The 18,150-nt window shown below is 71.7% G+C and carries 20 protein-coding genes; 11 read left to right on the forward strand and 9 right to left on the reverse strand.

The genetic code is table 11. The features are described 5' to 3' along the window. Positions 1-92 precede the first annotated feature (92 nt). Positions 93-824, forward strand: a complete 732-nt coding sequence (locus tag AB0F52_RS16850) for a WHG domain-containing protein (RefSeq protein ID WP_360171010.1) — start codon at positions 93-95, stop codon at positions 822-824. Then, the gene (locus AB0F52_RS16855) at positions 821-1,522 is read left to right on the forward strand and encodes a TetR/AcrR family transcriptional regulator (RefSeq protein WP_360171013.1); all 702 of its coding nucleotides are present in this window, start codon (positions 821-823) and stop codon (positions 1,520-1,522) included. The genes AB0F52_RS16850 and AB0F52_RS16855 overlap by 4 nt, the downstream gene beginning before the upstream one ends. Positions 1,523-1,525: 3 nt before the next feature. On the opposite strand, the gene AB0F52_RS16860 is transcribed toward AB0F52_RS16855, so the two are convergent. The 3 genes from AB0F52_RS16860 to AB0F52_RS16870 all read right to left on the reverse strand — a co-directional run bounded on the left by AB0F52_RS16860 (position 1,526) and on the right by AB0F52_RS16870 (position 6,593). Beyond that, on the reverse strand, positions 1,526-4,900 hold the full coding sequence (locus AB0F52_RS16860; protein ID WP_360171016.1) for a glycosylhydrolase-like jelly roll fold domain-containing protein: 3,375 nt from the start codon (positions 4,898-4,900) through the stop codon (positions 1,526-1,528). Positions 4,901-5,018: 118 nt separating this feature from the next. Further along, a complete protein-coding gene (locus AB0F52_RS16865) occupies positions 5,019-5,960 on the reverse strand; it encodes an SDR family oxidoreductase (protein WP_360171019.1) in 942 nt (313 codons plus the stop codon). 12 nt (positions 5,961-5,972) lie between these two features. Beyond that, positions 5,973-6,593: an NAD(P)-binding domain-containing protein gene (locus tag AB0F52_RS16870; protein WP_360171022.1), complete on the reverse strand. Its 621-nt coding sequence runs from the start codon at positions 6,591-6,593 to the stop codon at positions 5,973-5,975. Positions 6,594-6,730: 137 nt separating this feature from the next. Here AB0F52_RS16870 and AB0F52_RS16875 point away from each other — a divergent pair, with 137 nt between their 5' ends. The 4 genes from AB0F52_RS16875 to AB0F52_RS16890 all read left to right on the forward strand — a co-directional run bounded on the left by AB0F52_RS16875 (position 6,731) and on the right by AB0F52_RS16890 (position 10,721). Next, a complete protein-coding gene (locus AB0F52_RS16875) occupies positions 6,731-7,642 on the forward strand; it encodes a LysR substrate-binding domain-containing protein (RefSeq protein ID WP_360171025.1) in 912 nt (303 codons plus the stop codon). 283 nt (positions 7,643-7,925) lie between these two features. Continuing rightward, entirely contained in the window at positions 7,926-8,549 is a 624-nt protein-coding gene (locus AB0F52_RS16880; RefSeq protein ID WP_360171028.1) for an NAD(P)-binding domain-containing protein, read from the forward strand. Between the two features lie 49 nt (positions 8,550-8,598). Then, positions 8,599-9,489: a TIGR03619 family F420-dependent LLM class oxidoreductase gene (locus AB0F52_RS16885; RefSeq protein WP_360171031.1), complete on the forward strand. Its 891-nt coding sequence runs from the start codon at positions 8,599-8,601 to the stop codon at positions 9,487-9,489. Positions 9,490-9,569: 80 nt separating this feature from the next. Beyond that, positions 9,570-10,721: a N(5)-(carboxyethyl)ornithine synthase gene (locus AB0F52_RS16890; RefSeq protein WP_360171034.1), complete on the forward strand. Its 1,152-nt coding sequence runs from the start codon at positions 9,570-9,572 to the stop codon at positions 10,719-10,721. Between the two features lie 45 nt (positions 10,722-10,766). Here the strand turns inward: AB0F52_RS16890 and AB0F52_RS16895 are convergent, their stop codons facing one another. Together AB0F52_RS16895 and AB0F52_RS16900 are read right to left on the reverse strand one after the other, a co-directional pair. Continuing rightward, a complete protein-coding gene (locus AB0F52_RS16895; RefSeq protein ID WP_360171037.1) occupies positions 10,767-11,096 on the reverse strand; it encodes a hypothetical protein in 330 nt (109 codons plus the stop codon). 82 nt (positions 11,097-11,178) lie between these two features. Continuing rightward, positions 11,179-11,496: a hypothetical protein gene (locus AB0F52_RS16900; RefSeq protein ID WP_360171040.1), complete on the reverse strand. Its 318-nt coding sequence runs from the start codon at positions 11,494-11,496 to the stop codon at positions 11,179-11,181. Between the two features lie 241 nt (positions 11,497-11,737). Here AB0F52_RS16900 and AB0F52_RS16905 point away from each other — a divergent pair, with 241 nt between their 5' ends. Then, positions 11,738-12,355 carry a hypothetical protein gene (locus AB0F52_RS16905; protein WP_360171043.1) on the forward strand — a complete coding sequence of 206 codons (618 nt, stop codon included), beginning with the start codon at positions 11,738-11,740 and terminating at the stop codon, positions 12,353-12,355. 6 nt (positions 12,356-12,361) lie between these two features. Here AB0F52_RS16905 and AB0F52_RS16910 read toward each other — a convergent pair whose 3' ends face one another. From AB0F52_RS16910 to AB0F52_RS16925, 4 genes are all read right to left on the reverse strand, one after another. Continuing rightward, entirely contained in the window at positions 12,362-12,583 is a 222-nt protein-coding gene (locus AB0F52_RS16910; protein ID WP_360171046.1) for an ANTAR domain-containing protein, read from the reverse strand. After that, the gene (locus tag AB0F52_RS16915; RefSeq protein ID WP_360172009.1) at positions 12,556-12,813 is read right to left on the reverse strand and encodes a GAF domain-containing protein; all 258 of its coding nucleotides are present in this window, start codon (positions 12,811-12,813) and stop codon (positions 12,556-12,558) included. Before AB0F52_RS16915 ends, AB0F52_RS16910 begins: the two co-directional genes overlap by 28 nt. 234 nt (positions 12,814-13,047) lie before the next feature. Further along, the gene (locus AB0F52_RS16920) at positions 13,048-13,299 is read right to left on the reverse strand and encodes a hypothetical protein (protein WP_360171049.1); all 252 of its coding nucleotides are present in this window, start codon (positions 13,297-13,299) and stop codon (positions 13,048-13,050) included. 356 nt (positions 13,300-13,655) lie between these two features. Next, entirely contained in the window at positions 13,656-15,011 is a 1,356-nt protein-coding gene (locus AB0F52_RS16925; protein WP_360171052.1) for a PHB depolymerase family esterase, read from the reverse strand. Positions 15,012-15,520: 509 nt separating this feature from the next. On the opposite strand from AB0F52_RS16925, the gene AB0F52_RS16930 reads away from it, so the two are divergent. The 4 genes from AB0F52_RS16930 to AB0F52_RS16945 are packed head-to-tail and all read left to right on the forward strand — an operon-like array spanning position 15,521 to position 18,142. Then, a complete protein-coding gene (locus tag AB0F52_RS16930; RefSeq protein WP_360171055.1) occupies positions 15,521-16,141 on the forward strand; it encodes an SIS domain-containing protein in 621 nt (206 codons plus the stop codon). Positions 16,142-16,188: 47 nt separating this feature from the next. Further along, positions 16,189-16,374 (forward strand): HypC/HybG/HupF family hydrogenase formation chaperone, encoded by a 186-nt coding sequence (locus AB0F52_RS16935; RefSeq protein WP_091621794.1) that lies wholly within the window; start codon positions 16,189-16,191, stop codon positions 16,372-16,374. Positions 16,375-16,394: 20 nt separating this feature from the next. Then, complete coding sequence (locus AB0F52_RS16940; RefSeq protein WP_360171058.1) at positions 16,395-17,084, forward strand: SIS domain-containing protein; 690 nt, start codon at positions 16,395-16,397, stop codon at positions 17,082-17,084. Continuing rightward, positions 17,081-18,142 (forward strand): hydrogenase expression protein HypE, encoded by a 1,062-nt coding sequence (locus AB0F52_RS16945; protein WP_360171061.1) that lies wholly within the window; start codon positions 17,081-17,083, stop codon positions 18,140-18,142. Before AB0F52_RS16940 ends, AB0F52_RS16945 begins: the two co-directional genes overlap by 4 nt. Positions 18,143-18,150: the final 8 nt, after the last annotated feature.

Raw genomic sequence — 18,150 nt, forward strand, 5'->3', positions numbered from 1 at the left:
TAATGCGACTCCTCGTCGCTCCGTTAATGGTCGTAACTATGCACCGCTGTGTCATACTGCGTCAACCCATAGCGCGAAACGAGGTGTCCGCGATGGCCGGACCGGAGCCGACCCGGCGCGAGCGATACCGGCGCCAGACCGTGGCGGAGATCAAGGCCACCGCCATGGCCCAGCTGTGCGAGGGCGGCGCGGAGACGGTGTCGCTCACCGCGATCGCGCGGAGCATGGCGATGTCCGCACCGGCGCTGTACCGCTACTTCGCCTGCCGCGACGAACTGCTGGCCGACCTGGCGGTCGATGTCCACCTCGCGCTCGCCGACGCCCTCGAAGCCGCCGCCCGGGGAGCCTCCGTCGCCTCCCGGGTCGCCGCGGTCGCCCACGCCTACCGCGACTGGGCACTGGCCCGGCCGCACGCCTACCACCTGGCGTACGAAACCGCCTACGGCTCCGCCCGTGCGCACGCCGCCGACCGCATCGCGACCGCCGCGCAGCGGTGCATGACCGTGTTCCTGGGCGTCGTGGCCGAAGCCGGCGAGCCACCCCCCGTCGCGCTCCCGCCCGCGCTGGACGAGCAGCTCCGGGACCGGCTCGGGATCCCGGCCGCGGTGCGGCACTTCGGGCTGATCTGGTGGAGCAGGCTGCACGGCCTGATCGGCCTCGAGCTGGGCCGGCACCTGGCCGCCACCGGCGTCGACACCGCGCTGCTCTACCAGACCGAAATCGACGCGATGCTGAGTGCACTGGGCCGCCGCCACACCGTGACGGCCCGTAGCGGAGTGACGTTCCCGTCGACACCGCTACGGTCCATTACGATGCGACGATGACCAACGAGCCGCCGGCGATGAGCCGACGCGAACGCCTGCGCGCCCAGACGTTCCAGGAGATCGAGGACACGTCGTTCGCGATCATCGACACCGACGGCGTGCACGCGCTGACCATCGCGGCCCTCGCCCGCAGCATGGCCATGTCCGCACCCGCGGTCTACCGCTACTTCGCGTCCCGGGACGCGCTGATCGCCCACCTGGTCACCTCGTCCTACCAGCAGCTCGCCACGGCGATGCGGGAAGCGGTCGAGGGCAGCCGGCGGGCACCGCGCGCACGGGTCCGGCTCCTGGTCGCCGCCTACCGCGACTGGGCCCTGCGCCACCGCCGCCGCTACGGGATGCTCTTCGCCGAACGCGCCGGCGACGCCCCCGGCCAGCCGGCCGCACCAACCCCGCTGGACCAGGCGATGGCCCTGCTCATCGACCTGCTGGCCGCCATCCAGGACACGGCCCCGGCCGGCGGCAAGACCGGCGACCGCGCCCTCGACGAGCAACTGCGGCACTGGGCCCGCGCCCAGGAGCGGCCGGACGCCACCCCCCGCGCCGCCACCGCCGCCATCCGGATCTGGACCCGCATCCACGGCATCGTCAGCCTCGAGCTCACCGGGATCTTCGACAACCGCGCCATCGAGGTCCAGCGGCTGATCGACCTGGAGATCGACGACGCCATCACCTCTCTGACGACCACCGCTGCCTGATCTTCAGGAGCTCGACGCCGAGCGGGCCAGCGGGACCTCGACGAGGCGGTGCGGCCGCAGCGCGACGGGGCCGAGCAGACCGGAGGCGAGCGCCTGCCCGCGCGCGTTGGCGCCGGTGTTGGTGACGCGCACCCGCACCCGGTTGCGGCCGGGCCGCACCACCGCCGTCACGTCGACCCCGTACGGCGGCCAGAGCCGGGACTCGGCGTTCCGCCCGTTGACTTCGATCTCGGCCACTTCGCGGACCTCCCCGAGGTCGAGGCTCCACGACCGGCCGGACAGGACCGCGGCGTCCAAGAGGAATTCCCGTTCGTACCAAGCAGATCCGGAGTACGCCGGGTCCAGGTCCGTCCAGGAACCGAGCGCGCGCGTGACCACCGGCGCACCTTCCCGATCGAAGTGGAACGCCCAGTCGCCGCCGAGCGGAACCACCGCGAGCGGGTCGGAAACCGCCGCCGTGCCGGTGTAGGAACACCCGCCGTCGACCGCGGCGACCGTGACCTCGCCCGGCCCGGTCACCCGCACCGTGGCGGTCGCGGCGCGGGCGTCGATGCGCACGCGTTCGACCGGCGCCGACGCGGACACCGCGTGCGCGGGTTCCCGCCCCGCGCGGAACACCACCAGCAGCGTCGCTTTCGGCTCGAGCCGCAGCTCCACCGCGGTACTCCCGGACCGCACCCGCCGCCACACGCCCACGGGCGTCACGGTTCCGGTGTCGGGGTCCCACACCTCGGGCACCCCGGACGCCGGGAACGTCGCGGTCAGCGCCACGAGGTCCGCGCGCTCGTTGAGCACGACGAACGCGGCTCGACCCTCGCCTTCGAGCCGCAGAACGCGGACGTCTTCGTGCGGCGGCTCCAGCACCGCCGCCGCACCTCCCGCCCCGGCGGCGGCGATCGCGGCCGCCACCGGATCGGCCGCCCGGACCACCGAGCGGACGGAGAACAGCTCGGCCAGCGCGCCGCGCAGGCCGGCGTCGTCGCCCCCGGCCTCGCGGCCCGGCTCGCCGACGACGATCACCGTGCCCCCGCCACGGGCGAACCGGATCAGCGTCCGCGCCGCCCCGAGCGCGAGGATCGGCGTCCGGGGCACCACCACGATCCCGTACGCCTGCTGCCCGACGACCAGCCGCGGCCCGGCCGGCCGCGCGTGCGTCACCAGGGCGGGGTCCGCGTCGAGCGCGCCTTCGTCGAGGAAGTCGAAATCGACCTGGACGTCTTCCAGCGCGTGCGCCGCGGTGAGGAACGCGGTGTCCAGCTCGGCCATCGCCGGAGTGTCCTGTGTGGACTCGGCCGCGCGTTGCGGCTGGAGCAGCGCGGTGCGGGCCTTGGCCGGCAGCCGGCAGGCTTCCATCAGCCGGCCGGTCCAGTCGTTCAGCGGCGCCGACACCGCCCACCACGGGTTGACCGGCTGGAACGGCGGCGGGTACACGATCTGGTTCTCGTCGCTGAACCGCGCGTGCAGCAGCGTGTGGTTCACCCCGCGCACGGCGAACGCGCCGATCACCTCGCGGACCAAGGCGGGCGTGACCGGCCAGCCGGTGCCGCCCATCGCCTCCAGGTAGACGCGCTCCAGCCCGAGCTGGTGGGCGGTGCTGGCCGGCCACCGCGACAGCGTGCGGTGGTAGCCGCGCTGGTAGTGGTCGAAGATCAGGTCGGTGCCCGGCACCTGCGCCCACTGGTTGGTGGTGTTCAGGTTGCCGGAGCTGCGCAGCTGCTCCCCCGGCCCGTATTCGTCCCACAGCGGGTTGGAGATCAGCCGCAGGCCGTGCGCGGCCATCCACTGCCCCTGGGTCCGGTAGTACGCGGCGGCGAACCGGTTGCTGACCGCGCGCCAGAAGATCCCGCGCAGCCGCAGGCCGGCCGGGCCGAGGTCGTCGTGCACCGCGGTCAACGCGATCCCCGGTGCCACCCCGGCCCGGCGCAGCTCCGTGTCCAATGTGGACGACCAGGGTACGGTGTCGAACGGCCCGTCGGCCGAGGCGAGGTAGGGCTCGTCGTCGGCGAAGCCGCGCAGGACCGAGCCCGCCGCCCACGGGAACCGCCGCAGGTACTCCCCCGGCACGGCGTCGACGAACAGCCGCACCGCCTCGTCGTCGAGCAGGTCGAGGTAGGCGCGGCCGGTGCCGGTGGGGGTGCTCAGCGGGCGGACGGTGAACAGGTCCAGCCGCCAGTTCCCGGCCGGCGGTGTCCACGTGCCGCCCGCGCGAGCCTGCTCGGTGAGGTCCACCAGCGAGCCGGGATCGGCCGAGGACTCCGGCCGGGCGGCCGCGGCGACCAGCGGGACACCGGTCGCGGGCAGGTCGAAGGCGTCGAGCGCGGCGACGTCGTCGAACGTCTCCGCGTACCGCACGCGGCCGTCCGGATCGCGCACGCTGAGGCTGTCCCACGACGATCGCTGGCTCGCCACCGCGCGCACGCCGACGCGGCCGGTGCCGTACCGCAGCTCGGCCGGGGCCTGCGCGGCACCGTCCAGCGACACCGTCAGTGTCGTTCCGCGGACCCCCACCACCAGTTCGTGGTCGGCCGCCGGGTCGAACCCGGCGACCGGGGAACCGCTGCGGACCAGGCTGAACGCGCCGCCGGTCTGCTGCCAGACGTCGACGGCGCCGTCGGCGCGCAGGTCGGCGAGGACGCCGTTGCCCTCGTCGGCGCTGCGCACCATGAGCCCGGCCGTGGCGCTTTCGACCCGGACCTTCGCCACGACGTCGTAGTCCTGCCACTGCGTGCCCTCGCGCAGCAGCGTCACGCCGTCACGGGCGCCGGCGTCGACCAGCAGCCGCCCACCCGACACCGAGAGCCCCCGGCTGACCAGCGGCACCGGAACCCCGCCCGCGACGGTCAGCACCTGGTGCCCCACGCCCTTGAGCCGCAGGTCCGGCCGCGGCCGGTAGACCCGGTCGCCGACCTTCCCGCCGTCGACGACGAGCCCGCCGGCGCGGCCGCTCGGGAAGTAGTCGTCGTTGAACAGCCACAGGTGCATCCCGTGCCGCTGGGCCTCGCGCAGGGTGAACTCGATGAGCGCGAACCAGTCCTCGGTGAAGAACGCCGGCCGCAGCGCCGCCGTGTCGAACGGGAACACCAGCACCTCGTGGACGCCCTTGTCCCGCAGGTCCGCCAGCCCGGCGGCCACGAGGGCGGTGGTGACGGCGCCGTTCCAGAACCACAGCACGGTGGGCCGCGAATCCGGGCGCGGGTTCGCGAACCGCCGCGCCGGATCGGCGGTGTCGGACGCGGCGGTATCCGACGCGGCGTAAGCGAACGGCCACCCGCCGGCCGTCCCGGCGATGGCCGCCGCGGAGGCGAGCGCGAGCACGCGCCGCCGGGACAGTTCGAACTCACCGCTGTTGGGACGGACCATCGGATCGTTCTCGGCCATGGCGACCTCTCCCCGGATGACTTGAAACGATTCAAGACAGCCGGGAAGTTACGTGACGCGGGTCACGCCGGTCAAGGATTGGCCACAAACCTGTCCGGTGAACCGGTCCCGGCGGTTCCTATCCCCGGCTCGCGGGGAAGTAGTGGCCGTTGTCCAGACCGTCGAGCAGGCCGGGCTGCGCGGGTTCCCAGCCGAGGGTCTCGCGGGTGATGAGATTGGACGCCGGGTAGCTCTGCGTGACGATGTTCGCGAGGAACCCGAAGTAGCCCGGCACCATCAGGACATCGGCGGGGATGCTCACGACGGGCAGGCCGAGCCGGCCGCCGATGGCCTCGGCGATGTCACGGAACGGGATGGCGCCGTCCGCCACCGCGTGCCAGTAACTGCCGGCCGGGCCCTTTTCCCAAGCCAAGCGGAACACGGAGGCGGCATCGCGGGCGTGCACGGCGTTCCACTGGTTGGTGCCGTCTCCGGGGTAGCCGGCGACGCCTTTCTCCTTCGCGAGCGCGATCAGCCGCTGGAGGAAGCCGGCTTGGTCGGTCGGGCTGTGGGCGATGTTGGCGATGCGCACGATCGACGACCGCACCCCGTGCTCGGCCAGGCCGATGACGGTGGTCTCCACGATGTTGCGAGCCCGCAGGGTGCCCGCGTGCTCCTCGCCGCCGGGCAGGGCCGGGTCCTGCTCGGTGGCCGGCCGGCCCAGGTTCCCCGGCGAGCCGATGCTCCCGGCCGCGACCAGGGGCTTACCGGTTCCCGCGAGCGCTTCGCCGTAGGCGAGCATGATCGGGACTTCGGCGGCGGCCACGGCGGCGACTCCGCCGGTGGGGAGCAGGTCCTGCCGGTGCGCGACGTGGATGACGCCGTCGGAGTCCGCGGCGGCCTCCTTGAGCCCGTCGAGGTCCTCGAGGTCGCCGCGACGCACCTTCGCGCCGAGCGCGGACAACGTGGCCGCGGCCGTGTCCGAGCGGGCCAGGGCGGTGACCTCGTGCCCGGCGGCGACGAGCTCGGGGACGATGTGGGAACCGGTGTGGCCGGTTCCGCCGGTGACGAAAACTCGCACGATGTGTCCTGCTCAGTCTTTGCTGGTGACGCCGAGGCTGATGTCGAACCCCGCGCCGTGGTTCGCGAGGCCCATCAGCAGCGGACCGACCGCCTCCAGCCACCGCGCCGCCGCGAGATCGCCGGCGTCCAGCGGACGCAGCCCGAGGCTCTCGATGAAGGCCGACACGCGAGTCTTGGCGTCCACGTCGTCGCCCGCGATGAGCACGTCCAGCCGGCCGCCCCGGGCCAGGACGTGGCCGAAGACGGTGTTGAACGCTTTCACGACGTGCGCGCTCGCCGGAAGGATCTTGGCGATCTCCTGCGCACCGGAGGTGCCGGCGGGGGTGACGACCCCGGTGGCGTCGGCGTTGAAGGTGTTGGAGATGTCGATGACGATCTTGCCGGCCAGCGCGTCGCCGAACCGGGTCAAGACCTGCGTGGCACTGGCATAAGGCACCGCGGAGACCACGATGTCACCGGCCGGGGTGGCGCCGAATGCTCCGGCCGTCGCGCTGCCGCCGAGTTCGGCGGCCAGGTCCTTGGCCTTGGCGGCGTCGCGGCCGATGACCTCGACGGTGTGGCCGGCCTCGACCGCGCGGGTGGCGATGGCGCGGGCCATGCCCCCGAGGCCGACGATGCTGATGGTGCTCATGGTGTGCTGCTTTCTGGAGTCGGAAGTGTGTGCGGGGCGCCCGACATCCATGGTTGCCGCCGGTCCGAGCCGATGTCCAAGACCTCTTTCGGCCGCGGCGATACCCTGGTGGCATTGCCGGACCGCAGGAGGCCCTGATGGATCTGGACCTGCGCAAGTTGCGCTACTTCGTCGCGGTCGCCGACACGCTGCACTTCGGCCGCGCCGCCGACCGGCTGCACATCGCGCAGCCGGTGCTGAGCCGGCAGATCCGCGCGCTCGAACAGGATCTCGGCGCCGCGCTGTTCACCAGGGACAGCCACGGGGTGGTGCTGACCGACGCCGGCGCGCAGCTGCTCACCGACGCCGCTCCCTTGCTGGCCTCCGCCGACGCGGCCCGCCGCCGGGTGACCGCGGCCACGCGGGGCGACCGGCGGATGATGGTCGGCTTCCGGGCCGGCGTCGCGGTCACCCCGGCGATCCACCGGTTCGCCGCCCGGCACCCGGATGTGCGGGTCGACGTGCAACGCATCGAAGCCGACGAGCAAGCCGAGCTGCTGCTCGACGGCCGCATCGACATCGGCTACGTGCGGCTGCCCATCGACGAGGCCGGCCTGCGCGTCGTTCCGCTCTACACCGAGCCGCGGGTAGCGGTCCTGCCCGCACGGCACCGGCTGGCCGGCAAGGAAGAAGTCACCGAAGCCGACCTGGCCGGCGAACCGTTGCTTTGGCACGCCGACGCGAGCACGCAGCCCACCAGGCGCCCGCACCTCAACGCCGGATACCTGGTTCGCGGCGTGGACGAAACGCTCGAGCACGTCGCCGCCGGCCGGGGCATCTCGTTCCTGGCGCGATCGGCGACGGTCTTCTACACGCATCCGGAGGTCGCTTACGTGCCCGTCCCGGATCTGGCGCCGGACCAGGTGTGCCTCGCCATGGCGACCGCACATCTCTCGCCGGTGGTCGAAGACTTCTTCACCGCGGCTCAGACGGCGGCCGAGATCACGGCGGAATGCGGCAACCACGAAATGTGGCAGCTCGGCGGCGAAGCCGCCTCGAAGGATCGCTGAGCACCGACCGGAAGGTCACCCACTTTCGGACACGCCCTCATCGCCGGCCTGGCGCCGGGATGGCGTTGCGCGCCGAGGCGCCATCGAGGAGCAGCGCCAGTTGTTCGCCGAGCTGTTCGGGACCTTCTCCGGCTCCGTCATGCCCCAGTCCAGCCGAGTTGGGTACCGACCGGTGTACATAGCTTGCATCCCGATCGATCGTCCGCTACGTTAACCACACAGCTCGGTGTACATAGCCCGGCGTAGAGAACGTTTCCGATCAACAGCCAAGACGGGACAACTCATGAGCGGCATCAGCATCATCGGCACCGGGAACATGGCCCGCACCATCGGCGAGCTCGCGGTAGCGGGCGGCAACACCGTCGAAGTCATGGGCCGCGACCAGGCCAAAGCCGCCGACCTGGCCAAGGTTCTCGGCGACAACGCCACCACGGGAGAGTGGGGCGCCGTCCCGGCCGGGGACATCGTCATCGTGGCCCTGCTGCACGCCGGCGTCGTTCCGGTCGTCGCCCACTACGGGGACGCCCTGGCGGGCAAGATCATCGTCGACATCAGCAACCCGTTCAACTCCGCGGCCGACGGGCTGGCCCACGGCGAGGGCACCTCGATCGCGCAGGAAGCCGCGAAGGCGGCCCCGGCCGGCGCCAGCGTGGTGAAGGGGTTCAACACGATCTTCCGCCACGTCCTGGAGAAGGGCCGGCCCGCCGTCTTCATCGCCGGCGACGAGGCGCGGGCCAAGGCGGACGTGGCGGCGTTCATCGAAAGCCTCGGGCTGCGCCCGCTGGACGTCGGCGACCTGAAAATGGCGTACTGGCTGGAAGGAGCGGGAGTGCTCACGATGGGCCTCGCCCGCCACGGCGTGGGGCACTGGGACTTCGCTCTCGGCGTCACCGAACTCGCCGGCTGAGCCGCACTGTCCGATATCGATAGTCGTCCGACCGGAGAGAACTCTTACCATGAAGCTTGGTTTCGCCATCCCCATCGTCGGCCCCGCCATCAGCAGCGCCGCCGGCCTGAGCGCGTTCTGCCGCGGACTCGAAGACCTGGGCTACGACACGCTGTGGGTCGGCGACCGCCTGGTCACGCCCGTCGACATGCACAGCACCTACCCGGGCGAAGAACAGCCGTACCCGCCGCAGATGACCCGTTACCTCGATCCCCTGCTGCTGTGGACCGTCGCCGCGACGGCGACCAGCCGGATGCGGCTCAACGCCAGCACGCTCAGCACGTTCTACTACGAGCCGCCGCACCTCGCCCGGCTGCTGACCACCCTCGACGTGCTCAGCGAGGGCCGCCTCGACGTCGGCGTGGGGCTCGGGTGGATGAAGGACGAGTACGACATCACCCGCGGCGCGGACTGGCACCGGCGCGGCAAGATGCTCGACGACCTGCTGGCGTTCCTGCACGCGTGGTGGACGACCACTCCGGTGTCCTGGGACAGCGAGTTCCTCTCGTTGCCGCCGGTGCACGCCGACCTGCGACCGGTCCAGGCGGGCGGACCACCGATCTGGATCGGCGGTGCCAGCGAGGCCGCGATGCGCCGGGTCGGGCGCAGCGGCACCGGCTGGCTCGGCTTCGAGGGCCTGCCGGACGAAGTCGCCGGCCACCTGTGGTCCATCGCGCGCCGCGCGGCCCAGGACGCCGGCCGCGATCCTGGCGCGCTGAAGACGGCCATGCGGATCAACCTCGAACCGGGCACGTCCGTCGACGCGCTGGCCGGCAAGCTCACGCGCTTCGCCGAGGCCGGTGTCGACGAGGCGTTCGTGGACGCTTTCGCAGCGTTTCCCAGCCTTGACCGGACGCTGGACTTCGCCGGCGAGCTGATCGCGCGCACCGGCAGGTTATAACCACCCAAGAGCCGGACCCCAGCCGAGACTCGGGCGCGTCACCGAGTGTGTTAAAAATGGCTCCTAGAAAAGGGGCCCTTGTGCACCAGCTCAGTCTCGGCGTCATCGCGCGTTCACGGAAAGAGAACGAACGACGGCTGCCGATCCACCCCCACCACCTGGATCGGATCGACCCCGATCTCCGGAAGTCCATCTACCTCGAACACGGTTACGGCGAACCGTTCGGCGTGCCGGACGAGCACCTGGCGGCGGCCGTCGCGGGGCTGCGCACCCGCGAGCAGCTGATCGCCGAGTGCGACGTCGTGCTGCTGGCCAAGCCGCTGCGGGAAGACGTCGCCGAGCTGCGGCCCGGTCAGGTGCTGTGGGGGTGGCCGCACTGCGTGCAGGACGTCGAGCTGACCCAGCTGGCCGTCGACCGGCGGCTCACCGTGATCGCTTTCGAGGCGATGAACCACTGGCGGCGCGACGGCTCGTTCGGCCTGCACGTCTTCCACAAGAACAACGAACTGGCCGGTTACTGCTCGGTGCTGCACGCCCTGCAGCTGATCGGGTCGACCGGGGACTACGGCCGGCGGCTGCGGGCCGTGGTGATCGGCTTCGGTGCCACGGCACGCGGCTCGGTGACCGCGCTGAACGCCCACGGGATCCACGACGTCGACGTCCTCACCGCCCGCGGCCTCAGCGCGGTCGGCTCGCCGATCCACTCCGCGACGATGGTGCACCTCGACCACGACGCGAACAACCCGGGAGATCTCCGCCGCAGCCACGCGATCACCGGCAACGGCCGGGTACCGCTGGCCGGGTTCCTGGCCGAGCACGACGTCGTCGTCAACTGCGTGCTGCAGGACACCGATGCGCCCCTGACCTTCCTCACCGAGGAGGACCTCGGCGCCTTCGCCCCCGGCGGTCTCATCGTCGACGTGTCGTGCGACGAAGGCATGGGCTTCAGCTGGGCCCGGCCCACGACGTTCACCCGGCCGACCTTCCCGGTCGGCAACGGCATCACCTACTACGCCGTCGACCACAGCCCGTCGTACCTGTGGAACTCGGCGACCTGGGAGATCAGCGAGGCCCTGCTGCCCCACCTGGGTCCGGTCCTTTCCGGACAGTCCGCGTGGGACGAGCACGAAACCGTCCGGCGGGCCGTGGAAATCCAGGACGGCACGATCCGCAACCCGGCGATCCTGTCCTTCCAGCACCGCTCACCGCACTACCCGCACCACCGCGGCTGAACCCGCCGAAAACGAGGTCGTCGGCGACCGGAGTGCGAGCCGGCTCTATTCGTCGTCCACGGCCGTTGCGGGATCGGGTTCGTCCGGCGGCTGGGCGTCGATGATGTCGTTCGCCCGCACCAGCCGCCGCGGGGTGTGCGGAGCCGCGCAGAAGGGCCGGACCGCCACCCAGGTGGTGCCGGTGTGCTCGTCACGCAGAGTGGGTCCCGCGATCGTGCCGATCCGTTCCTGACCGGTCCGCGGGCCATTCGTACCGGAAACCGTCGGCGACCGGCGGCCGCGGTACCGGACCTGCCAGCCCGGTGGGTATCCGCCGCCGTGCCTGACCGGCCAGGTCCGGCCGGTGCCGGGTTCGGTGCCCTCGCCTGTGCTCATGTCGCCACCCCGCTCGGTCGGGTTCGGGCGCCGGGGTCCGGGGCGTGCCGTCCAGCCTAAGCTCGGCCGGGGTGCGAAGTCGTCAGCCAGGCGGGTGATCTCCCCATGCGGTGTCCTGTGTGGACGGATGACGGCGGGTCGACGGCGCGGCACCGCCGCCGGCGGCCGGGCGGGGCTGGATGCCGATCACGTCCCCGTCGGGCACCCAGACCGTCGGGCCGTCGCCGAGCGAGGCGAGCGGGATGGATTCGAGGCCGGTGCACGCGTCCCGCACGGGCGGGCCGAGGACCACCCCGGCCGCGTACCCGCCGAACGGCGGATCGGGCACCCGGCGGCGCCGGTAGGTGAGGACCCAGCCCACCGGGTACTCGTCAGAGAGATCGTCCAGCGGTGGTTCCACGGCACACCCCGGTTCGGTCGGCGGTCGACGGGCACTCGCCGGGGTCCGGGGCGGGGGTAACCCAGCGTACGCGGCGGTCACGCGGACCGGCAGCGCTGACCGAGTGGTCCGGCCGGCGAACGTGTGCTCGGGCCGCGACGTCGGCTAAAGTCGGTACCCCGCCCCGGACCTCGGCGTTCACGATCCCGACGGCGGTGCCGGGCGGACGGCCCGGCACCGGTCCCGAACGCGGAGGCCGACCATGCCCGCACGCACGGCCTGGGCCACGGCCACGCTCGTCGTCTGCGGCTTCGCGACGATCGGCGTGCTGGGCACACCCGCCGGCGTGCTCGCCGGTCTGTGCCTGCTGGGGGCGGCGATCGGCGCCATCGCCGCCGTGATCGCGCCGCACGTCCGGCGCGCGGCACCGGGCCGGCCGCGCACCACGAACCTGCGCGCCGGTGCCCTGGCCGCGGGGATCTTCTTCGCGCTGTCCTTCACCGTCTCCGGGATGCTGGCGACCCTGGGCGGCCGGCTGACGGCGTCCCTGGTGGTCGTCCTCGCCTCGGTCGCGCTGGTGGCCGGCCTGCGGCGCAAAGCCGTCCGGTCCGGAACCGGCACGCGGGCCGCCACCACCCCGCCTCCGGCGGCCCGCACGGTCGCCGAACTGAGCACGGACGAGCTGTGCGCGGCCTGGCGGCGCAGCTACTGCCGGCTGCTCGTCACCCACGACCTCCTGGCTCGCCGCTACCTGGTCCAGCGCCGGCAGGACTACCTCGACGAGATCGAACGCCGCGACCGCGGCGGCTTCCTCCGCTGGCTCGCCGACGGCGCCGGCGCCGGCAGCGATCCGGGGCCGTACCTGACGACCCGGCATTGATGCCGGTCAGGTCTTGCGGTCGTGCCGGGCCAGCACGAGTGCCGGGTCGACCTGCCGCTCGGCGAGTCCGCGGGCGACTTCGCCGAGCAGGAGGCTGTGGCTGCGGGCGTAGCCGCGCAACGCGGTGAAGGCGTCGTCCATGCTGAGCCGGCCGGTCACCGCGAGGACGCCCTTCGCCTGCTCGATGGTCAACCGGCTGTTCAGGGCGGTCTGCAGCTGCTCGGACATCGTCTCGCCGTGTCGGCCAGCCCCTGCGCCAGGTGGACGTCGTCGGGTCCGAGCTCACCGGGCCGGGCGCCGAACAGGTTCAGCGCGCCGGCGATCTGCTTGCGCAACCGCATCGGCAGCGCGTGCACCGACGCGAACCCCTGCCGGGACGCCTCCGCCGCGAACCGCGGCCACCGCGTGGCCTCCGCGGAGACGTCGGCGACCAGGACGGAGCCCGGGTCGCGAAGCATTCCACGCACGGCCCCTCGTCGATGCCGAGCTGGAAGAGCTCCAGCAGCCGGGCCTGCTCGGTGGAGGACGCGAGCACCTGCAGGCTCCCGCGCTCGTCGACCAGCGTCAGGCCGGCCGCGGCGACGTCGAGCAGCTCCACGCAGCGCCGCACCAGTGTGTGCAGGAGGTCGGCGACGTCGTAGTCGTCGACGAGGGTGTCGGCCAACGCGACGAACGTCCGGGTCACCTGTCGTTCACGGTCGGCCATGGCCGCGACCTCCCGCAACGCCCGGCCGCGCCCGAAGGCGTACGCGCAGCCGGGCCAGCGCCTCCGCGGCCGGCAGGTCCAGGTGCGCGATGAGCATGGCGACCGCGAGTTCGTCGCCGGCCGGTGAGCCCGGGGTCGACCGGTACGTGTCCAGGGTCGCCACCCGCACGACACCGATCTGCAGCGGGAAGGCGAACAAGGCCGCCACCGGGTACTCGGCGGCCTGCCCGGCGAACACCGGCCAGGCGGTGGGGAGCCCCGAGGCCGAACTGCAGTTCGGCCAGCGCCCCACTGATGGCGTCGCTGGTGTACATGACCTCTCGATGCCCGGCGTCGGCCATCACCGACACCGCGGCCCCGTCCACTGGGAGCAACCGGACACACGCACGGCACACCCGGCCGACCATTCGGAAAAGACAAGGCCCGGCTCAGCTCCGCCACCGCGGGTGCGCTCCCCCGCACCCCACCGCGCGAGGCCGCCACCCGCCCCCAGCCGAGGTCCAGGCGATCACCTCGGTGCCGTGGGCCGTTCCGGCACCGGAAGCGGCCCGGCAAAGTCCGCTGTGGACATTCGCGATCGTGCCGTCGGCGTGGTCACCGCGTGGTCGCGGCCGGGCCGGTCCACTTCTGGTTCTGGCCGCCACCGCAGGTGCCCAGCCGCACGGCGGTCCCGTTGGCGGTCGAGCCGGCCGCGACCTCCAGGCAGAGCCCGGACTGGGTGCCGGTCACCGTGCCGTCGGCGTTGCCCCGCCACTTCTGGTTGGCGCCGCCGTGGCAGGCCCAGATGATCACCGCCGTGCCCGCGCCGGTTCCGCCCCCCTCGGCGTCGAGGCAGCGCAGCGTGTCGCCGGAGTAGACGGTCAGCTCGCCGGCGGCGGTCGCGGTCCACGTCTGGTTCGTCCCGGCGTTGCAGTCCCACAGCTGCAACCGGGTGCCCTGCGTCGTCGACCGGCCCGGAACGTCGAGACACCTCCCCGCGGCCACCGAGCGCACCGGACCGCTGCGGGTTGCGGTGCTGCCGCCGTCGAGACCGAGGAAGGAAATCGCGTACGCGAGCATCCCGGCCTGCGGCAGGGTGTGACCGGTGCCCGCGACGACGACGCCTTCCACGGTGGCGTGGGTACCGGTGTCGCCGTAGCGGTTCCGCGTCCAGGACGACTGCGGGTGGTCGGTGGCGGCCGGCGTCTGGTTCAGCCCGTGCAGGGCCGTCCACTGCTTGATCTCTTCGCCGTAGTTCGGGTACGCCAGCGTCGTGTCCTGGTCGCCGTGCCACAGCTGCATCCGCGGGTAGGCGCCGGCGTAACCGGGGTACATGGCGTGTGCCTGGTCCGCCCACTGCTGTGCGGACTTGACGACGTTCCCGCCGGCGCACTGGCTGTTCCACAACGAGCCGTCCGTGGTCGCGAAACACCCCGCGGGCACGCCGGAGAACGCGGCCCCGGCGGCGAACACGTCCGGGTATTCGGCGGCCAGGACGTTCGTCATCATGGCCCCCGAGGAGAAGCCGCTGACGACGATGCGGCCCGGGTCCACGTTGTAGTGCTGGCGGGCCCAACCGACCATCGACATGATGCCGGTGGAGTCGCTGCCGCCGTTGCGGGTCAGGCCCGCCTTCGTGGAGACGTCGAAGCAGTGCCCGTCGCGGGTGGCCTCGGGCACGACGACGAGGTAGCCGTACCGGTCGGCCGCCGTCGCGTAGTCGTGCCCGTTGCCGTTGAAGATCCCGCCCGCCGAACCACCGCAGTAGTGGACCAGCACGAGCAGCGCGGGTTTCGCCGCCAGCGAGTCGGGCGCGTACACGTACATGCCGAGGTTGGTCGGGTTGGTGCCGAAGTCGGTGACCCTGGTCAACGTGGCGGCCGCGGCGGAACCGGCGGTCAAGAACGCCACGGTGACGGCCAGCGGCACCATCAGCACCAGCGCCAGCAAGCCGCGGATCACCCGTTTCATCGCTTCCTCCGCCTTCATCGCCAGATCCACTGCTCGGCAGACCGCCGGAAGCGGCCTTCTCGGGTCAGGCCGGCAGCGCGATCCCGGACGGGATGGGTTACTCCCCTTCAGGAATGCGGCCGATGCGTGCCGTGAAATTCGTCCGGCTACCGGACCAGAGAAACTGGACTCACGATAAGAGCGGTCGATGACGAGGTCAATGATCGTCCGGCCGCCGCTGAAAGTTACTTGTCACCCCGATTCCGAATTCGTCGATGGTGGTGGCGAGCTGAATGGTTCTGCCGCTTTGTGACCGCCCGGACCGGCGACGGACGTGCCCGGCCCGGCGCGCGCGCCGCGGTCGCACGGGTCCGGCCACGAGGCCCAGCAGCGGCTCACCCGGGCGGAGCACGTCCCGTCGACCGAGAGCACCAAATTCCGACCGCTTTACGCTATTGTGTGATCCACCTCACAGCTCTAGCCTGAGATGTGCTCCCATCACCGAGCAGCAGCCCGGAGGAAGTACCGCGATGTCGTGGTCACCGAATCACCCGGACTCCGTCGACGCCCTCTTCGAGCGCCGGAAGGCCCCCGTGCTCGCCCTGGCCGACGACGCCAGGACGGTGGCCGAAGCGTGCCACGACATGGCCCGCCGCTTCCACCGCGGCGGCAAGCTGGTGGTGTTCGGCAACGGCGGCCCCAGCACCGACGCCCAGCACGTGGCGGTCGAGTTCGTCCACCCGGTGATCGTCGGCAAGCGCGCCCTGCCGGCGATTTCGCTGACCGCCGACGTCGCGACGGTGACCGGCGTCGCCAACCGCGTGGGCCTCGAAGACGTCTTCGCCCACCAGCTGCGGATCATCGGCGAACCGGCCGACATCGCCTTGGGCATCTCGACCGACGGCGAGTGCGCCAACGTCCGCCGCGCCCTCGAAACCGCTCGTGACCTGGGAATGCTCACCGTTGCGCTGACCGGTGGTAACGGTGGCGCGATTGCCGCGACTACTGGGCTGGGCCACGTCTTCATCGCCCGCTCGGCCGACCCGCGGATCGTCAAGGAGGTGCACGTGACCACCTACCACGTGCTGTGGGAGCTGGTGCACGTGTTCTTCGAACACCCCGGTGCGCTGACCCCGGAGGTGGCGTCGTGAGCGCCCGTGACGCCGACAGAGAAGTCGGCCCCGTCTGTCACGACGGGGTGTGCATCACCTGCTCCGACACCGCGGTCGAAGTGACCGTAGTCGAACTCCTGGACCTCGGGTTCGCAGTCGTGGATACCGGCTCGGGCCGGGAAGAGGTGAGCGTGGCGCTGGTCTCGGCCGGCGTCGGCGACCGAATCCTGGTGCACGCCGGTGAAGCCATCGCTCGTCTGGAGAATCCCTGACCCGAGGGAGTTGACGCGCCATGACGCGGGAGCACACCCCCGTCGGCGCGGACGGCCTCGAAGCGCTGTACCCGTTCCTCTACGCGGGCACCAGCGACGTCGACGCCGTCCTCCGCCAGGTGGAAAAGTCCACAGTGGACAAAGTGCACGAGATCGTCGCCCTGCGCGGCGACGTGCTCGCGGCCGACCGCGAACGCCTGTTCGCGTGCGCGCAGGACGTCGCGCGCGCGTTCGCCGGCGGCGGCCGGCTGCTCGCGTTCGGCAACGGCGGCAGCTCGACCGACGCGCAGGACCTGGCCAGCCTGTTCCTGAGCCCGGCCGGCGACGCCCGGCCGTTGCCCGCCTTCGGGTTGACGAACGACATCGCCGTGGTGACCGCCCTGTCCAACGACATCGGGTTCGACGTCGTGTTCGCCCGGCAGATCGGCGCGTTCGGGCGGGCCGGTGACATCGCGGTGGGCCTGTCCACCAGCGGGAACTCCGAGAACCTGGTGCGTGCCTTCGACGAAGCCGCCCGGCGCGGCCTGGTGACCGTCGGCATCGCCGGCTACGACGGCGGAAAAATGGCCGAGCTGGACAGCATCGACCACCTCTTCGTCGTCCCGTCACCGTCCGTGCACCGCATCCAGGAAGCCCAGACGACCCTCTACCACGCGCTGTGGGAGCTGACCCTCGGCGCACTCGACGAATTCGGGGTTGATCAGCCGTGACGCATGCCGTGGAGAAGACCGAGACCGAAGAACAGCCCATTCACATCCTCTGGATCAACGCCGGTCTGTCGTGCGACGGCGACTCCGTCGCACTGACCGCCGCCACGCAACCGAGCATCGAGGAAATCGTCCTCGGCGCTCTGCCCGGCTTGCCCAAGATCGCGGTCCACTGGCCGCTGATCGACTTCGAATGCGGCCCCGACAAGGGGGCCGACACGTTCATCGAGTGGTTCTACAAAGCCGACCGCGGTGAGCTGGAACCGTTCGTGCTGGTCGTCGAAGGCTCGATCCCGAACGAGGCGATCAAGGACGAAGGCTACTGGTGCGGGTTCGGCAACAACCCCGAGACCGGCCAGCCGATGACCACCAGCGAGTGGCTGGACCGCCTGACGCCCAAGGCGCTGGCCGTGATGGCCGTCGGCACCTGCGCCACCTACGGCGGCATCCACGCGATGGAGGGCAACCCGACCGGCGCCATGGGCGTGCCCGACTACCTGGGCTGGGACTGGAAGTCCGGGGCGGGCATCCCGATCGTCTGCGTGCCCGGCTGCCCGACCCACCCGGACAACCTGTCGGAGACCATCACCTACCTGCTCTACCAGGCCGCCGGCCAGGCACCGATGATCCCGCTCGACGACCACCTGCGGCCGCAGTGGCTCTTCGGCGCGACCGTGCACGAAGGCTGCGACCGCGGCGGCTACTACGAGCAGGGCCAGTTCGCCGACGCCTACGACTCCCCCAAGTGCCTGGTGAAGCTGGGCTGCTGGGGCCCCGTCGTGAAGTGCAACGTGCCCAAGCGCGGCTGGATCAACGGCGTCGGCGGCTGCCCGAACGTCGGCGGCATCTGCATCGGCTGCACCATGCCGGGCTTCCCGGACAAGTTCATGCCGTTCATGGACGAGCCGCCGGGCGCGCAGGTGTCCTCGCTGGCCAGCGGCGCGTACGGGTCGGTGATCCGGCGGCTGCGGAAGATCACCGAACGCAAGCTCGACAAGGAGCCGAAGTGGCGGCACACGGGCAAGAAGCTCAACACTGGCTACAAGTCGTCTTGGCGCTGAGGGGGATC

Origin of the sequence: Amycolatopsis sp. NPDC024027, assembly GCF_040638975.1 — a bacterium.
Classification (GTDB): domain Bacteria; phylum Actinomycetota; class Actinomycetes; order Mycobacteriales; family Pseudonocardiaceae; genus Amycolatopsis.

What these genes read in the sequence shown, in the direction of transcription:
- AB0F52_RS16860 (WP_360171016.1), bottom strand. Translation starts at nt 4,900, where the DNA reads ATGGCCGAGAACGATCCGATGGTCCGTCCCAACAGCGGTGAGTTCGAA.
- AB0F52_RS16870 (WP_360171022.1), bottom strand. Translation starts at nt 6,593, where the DNA reads ATGAGCACCATCAGCATCGTCGGCCTCGGGGGCATGGCCCGCGCCATC.
- AB0F52_RS16910 (WP_360171046.1), bottom strand. Translation starts at nt 12,583, where the DNA reads ATGTCCGAGCAGCTGCAGACCGCCCTGAACAGCCGGTTGACCATCGAG.
- AB0F52_RS16875 (WP_360171025.1), top strand. Translation starts at nt 6,731, where the DNA reads ATGGATCTGGACCTGCGCAAGTTGCGCTACTTCGTCGCGGTCGCCGAC.
- AB0F52_RS16895 (WP_360171037.1), bottom strand. Translation starts at nt 11,096, where the DNA reads ATGAGCACAGGCGAGGGCACCGAACCCGGCACCGGCCGGACCTGGCCG.
- AB0F52_RS16915 (WP_360172009.1), bottom strand. Translation starts at nt 12,813, where the DNA reads ATGCTTCGCGACCCGGGCTCCGTCCTGGTCGCCGACGTCTCCGCGGAG.
- AB0F52_RS16925 (WP_360171052.1), bottom strand. Translation starts at nt 15,011, where the DNA reads ATGAAACGGGTGATCCGCGGCTTGCTGGCGCTGGTGCTGATGGTGCCG.
- AB0F52_RS16930 (WP_360171055.1), top strand. Translation starts at nt 15,521, where the DNA reads ATGTCGTGGTCACCGAATCACCCGGACTCCGTCGACGCCCTCTTCGAG.
- AB0F52_RS16940 (WP_360171058.1), top strand. Translation starts at nt 16,395, where the DNA reads ATGACGCGGGAGCACACCCCCGTCGGCGCGGACGGCCTCGAAGCGCTG.
- AB0F52_RS16905 (WP_360171043.1), top strand. Translation starts at nt 11,738, where the DNA reads ATGCCCGCACGCACGGCCTGGGCCACGGCCACGCTCGTCGTCTGCGGC.
- AB0F52_RS16880 (WP_360171028.1), top strand. Translation starts at nt 7,926, where the DNA reads ATGAGCGGCATCAGCATCATCGGCACCGGGAACATGGCCCGCACCATC.
- AB0F52_RS16855 (WP_360171013.1), top strand. Translation starts at nt 821, where the DNA reads ATGACCAACGAGCCGCCGGCGATGAGCCGACGCGAACGCCTGCGCGCC.
- AB0F52_RS16885 (WP_360171031.1), top strand. Translation starts at nt 8,599, where the DNA reads ATGAAGCTTGGTTTCGCCATCCCCATCGTCGGCCCCGCCATCAGCAGC.
- AB0F52_RS16850 (WP_360171010.1), top strand. Translation starts at nt 93, where the DNA reads ATGGCCGGACCGGAGCCGACCCGGCGCGAGCGATACCGGCGCCAGACC.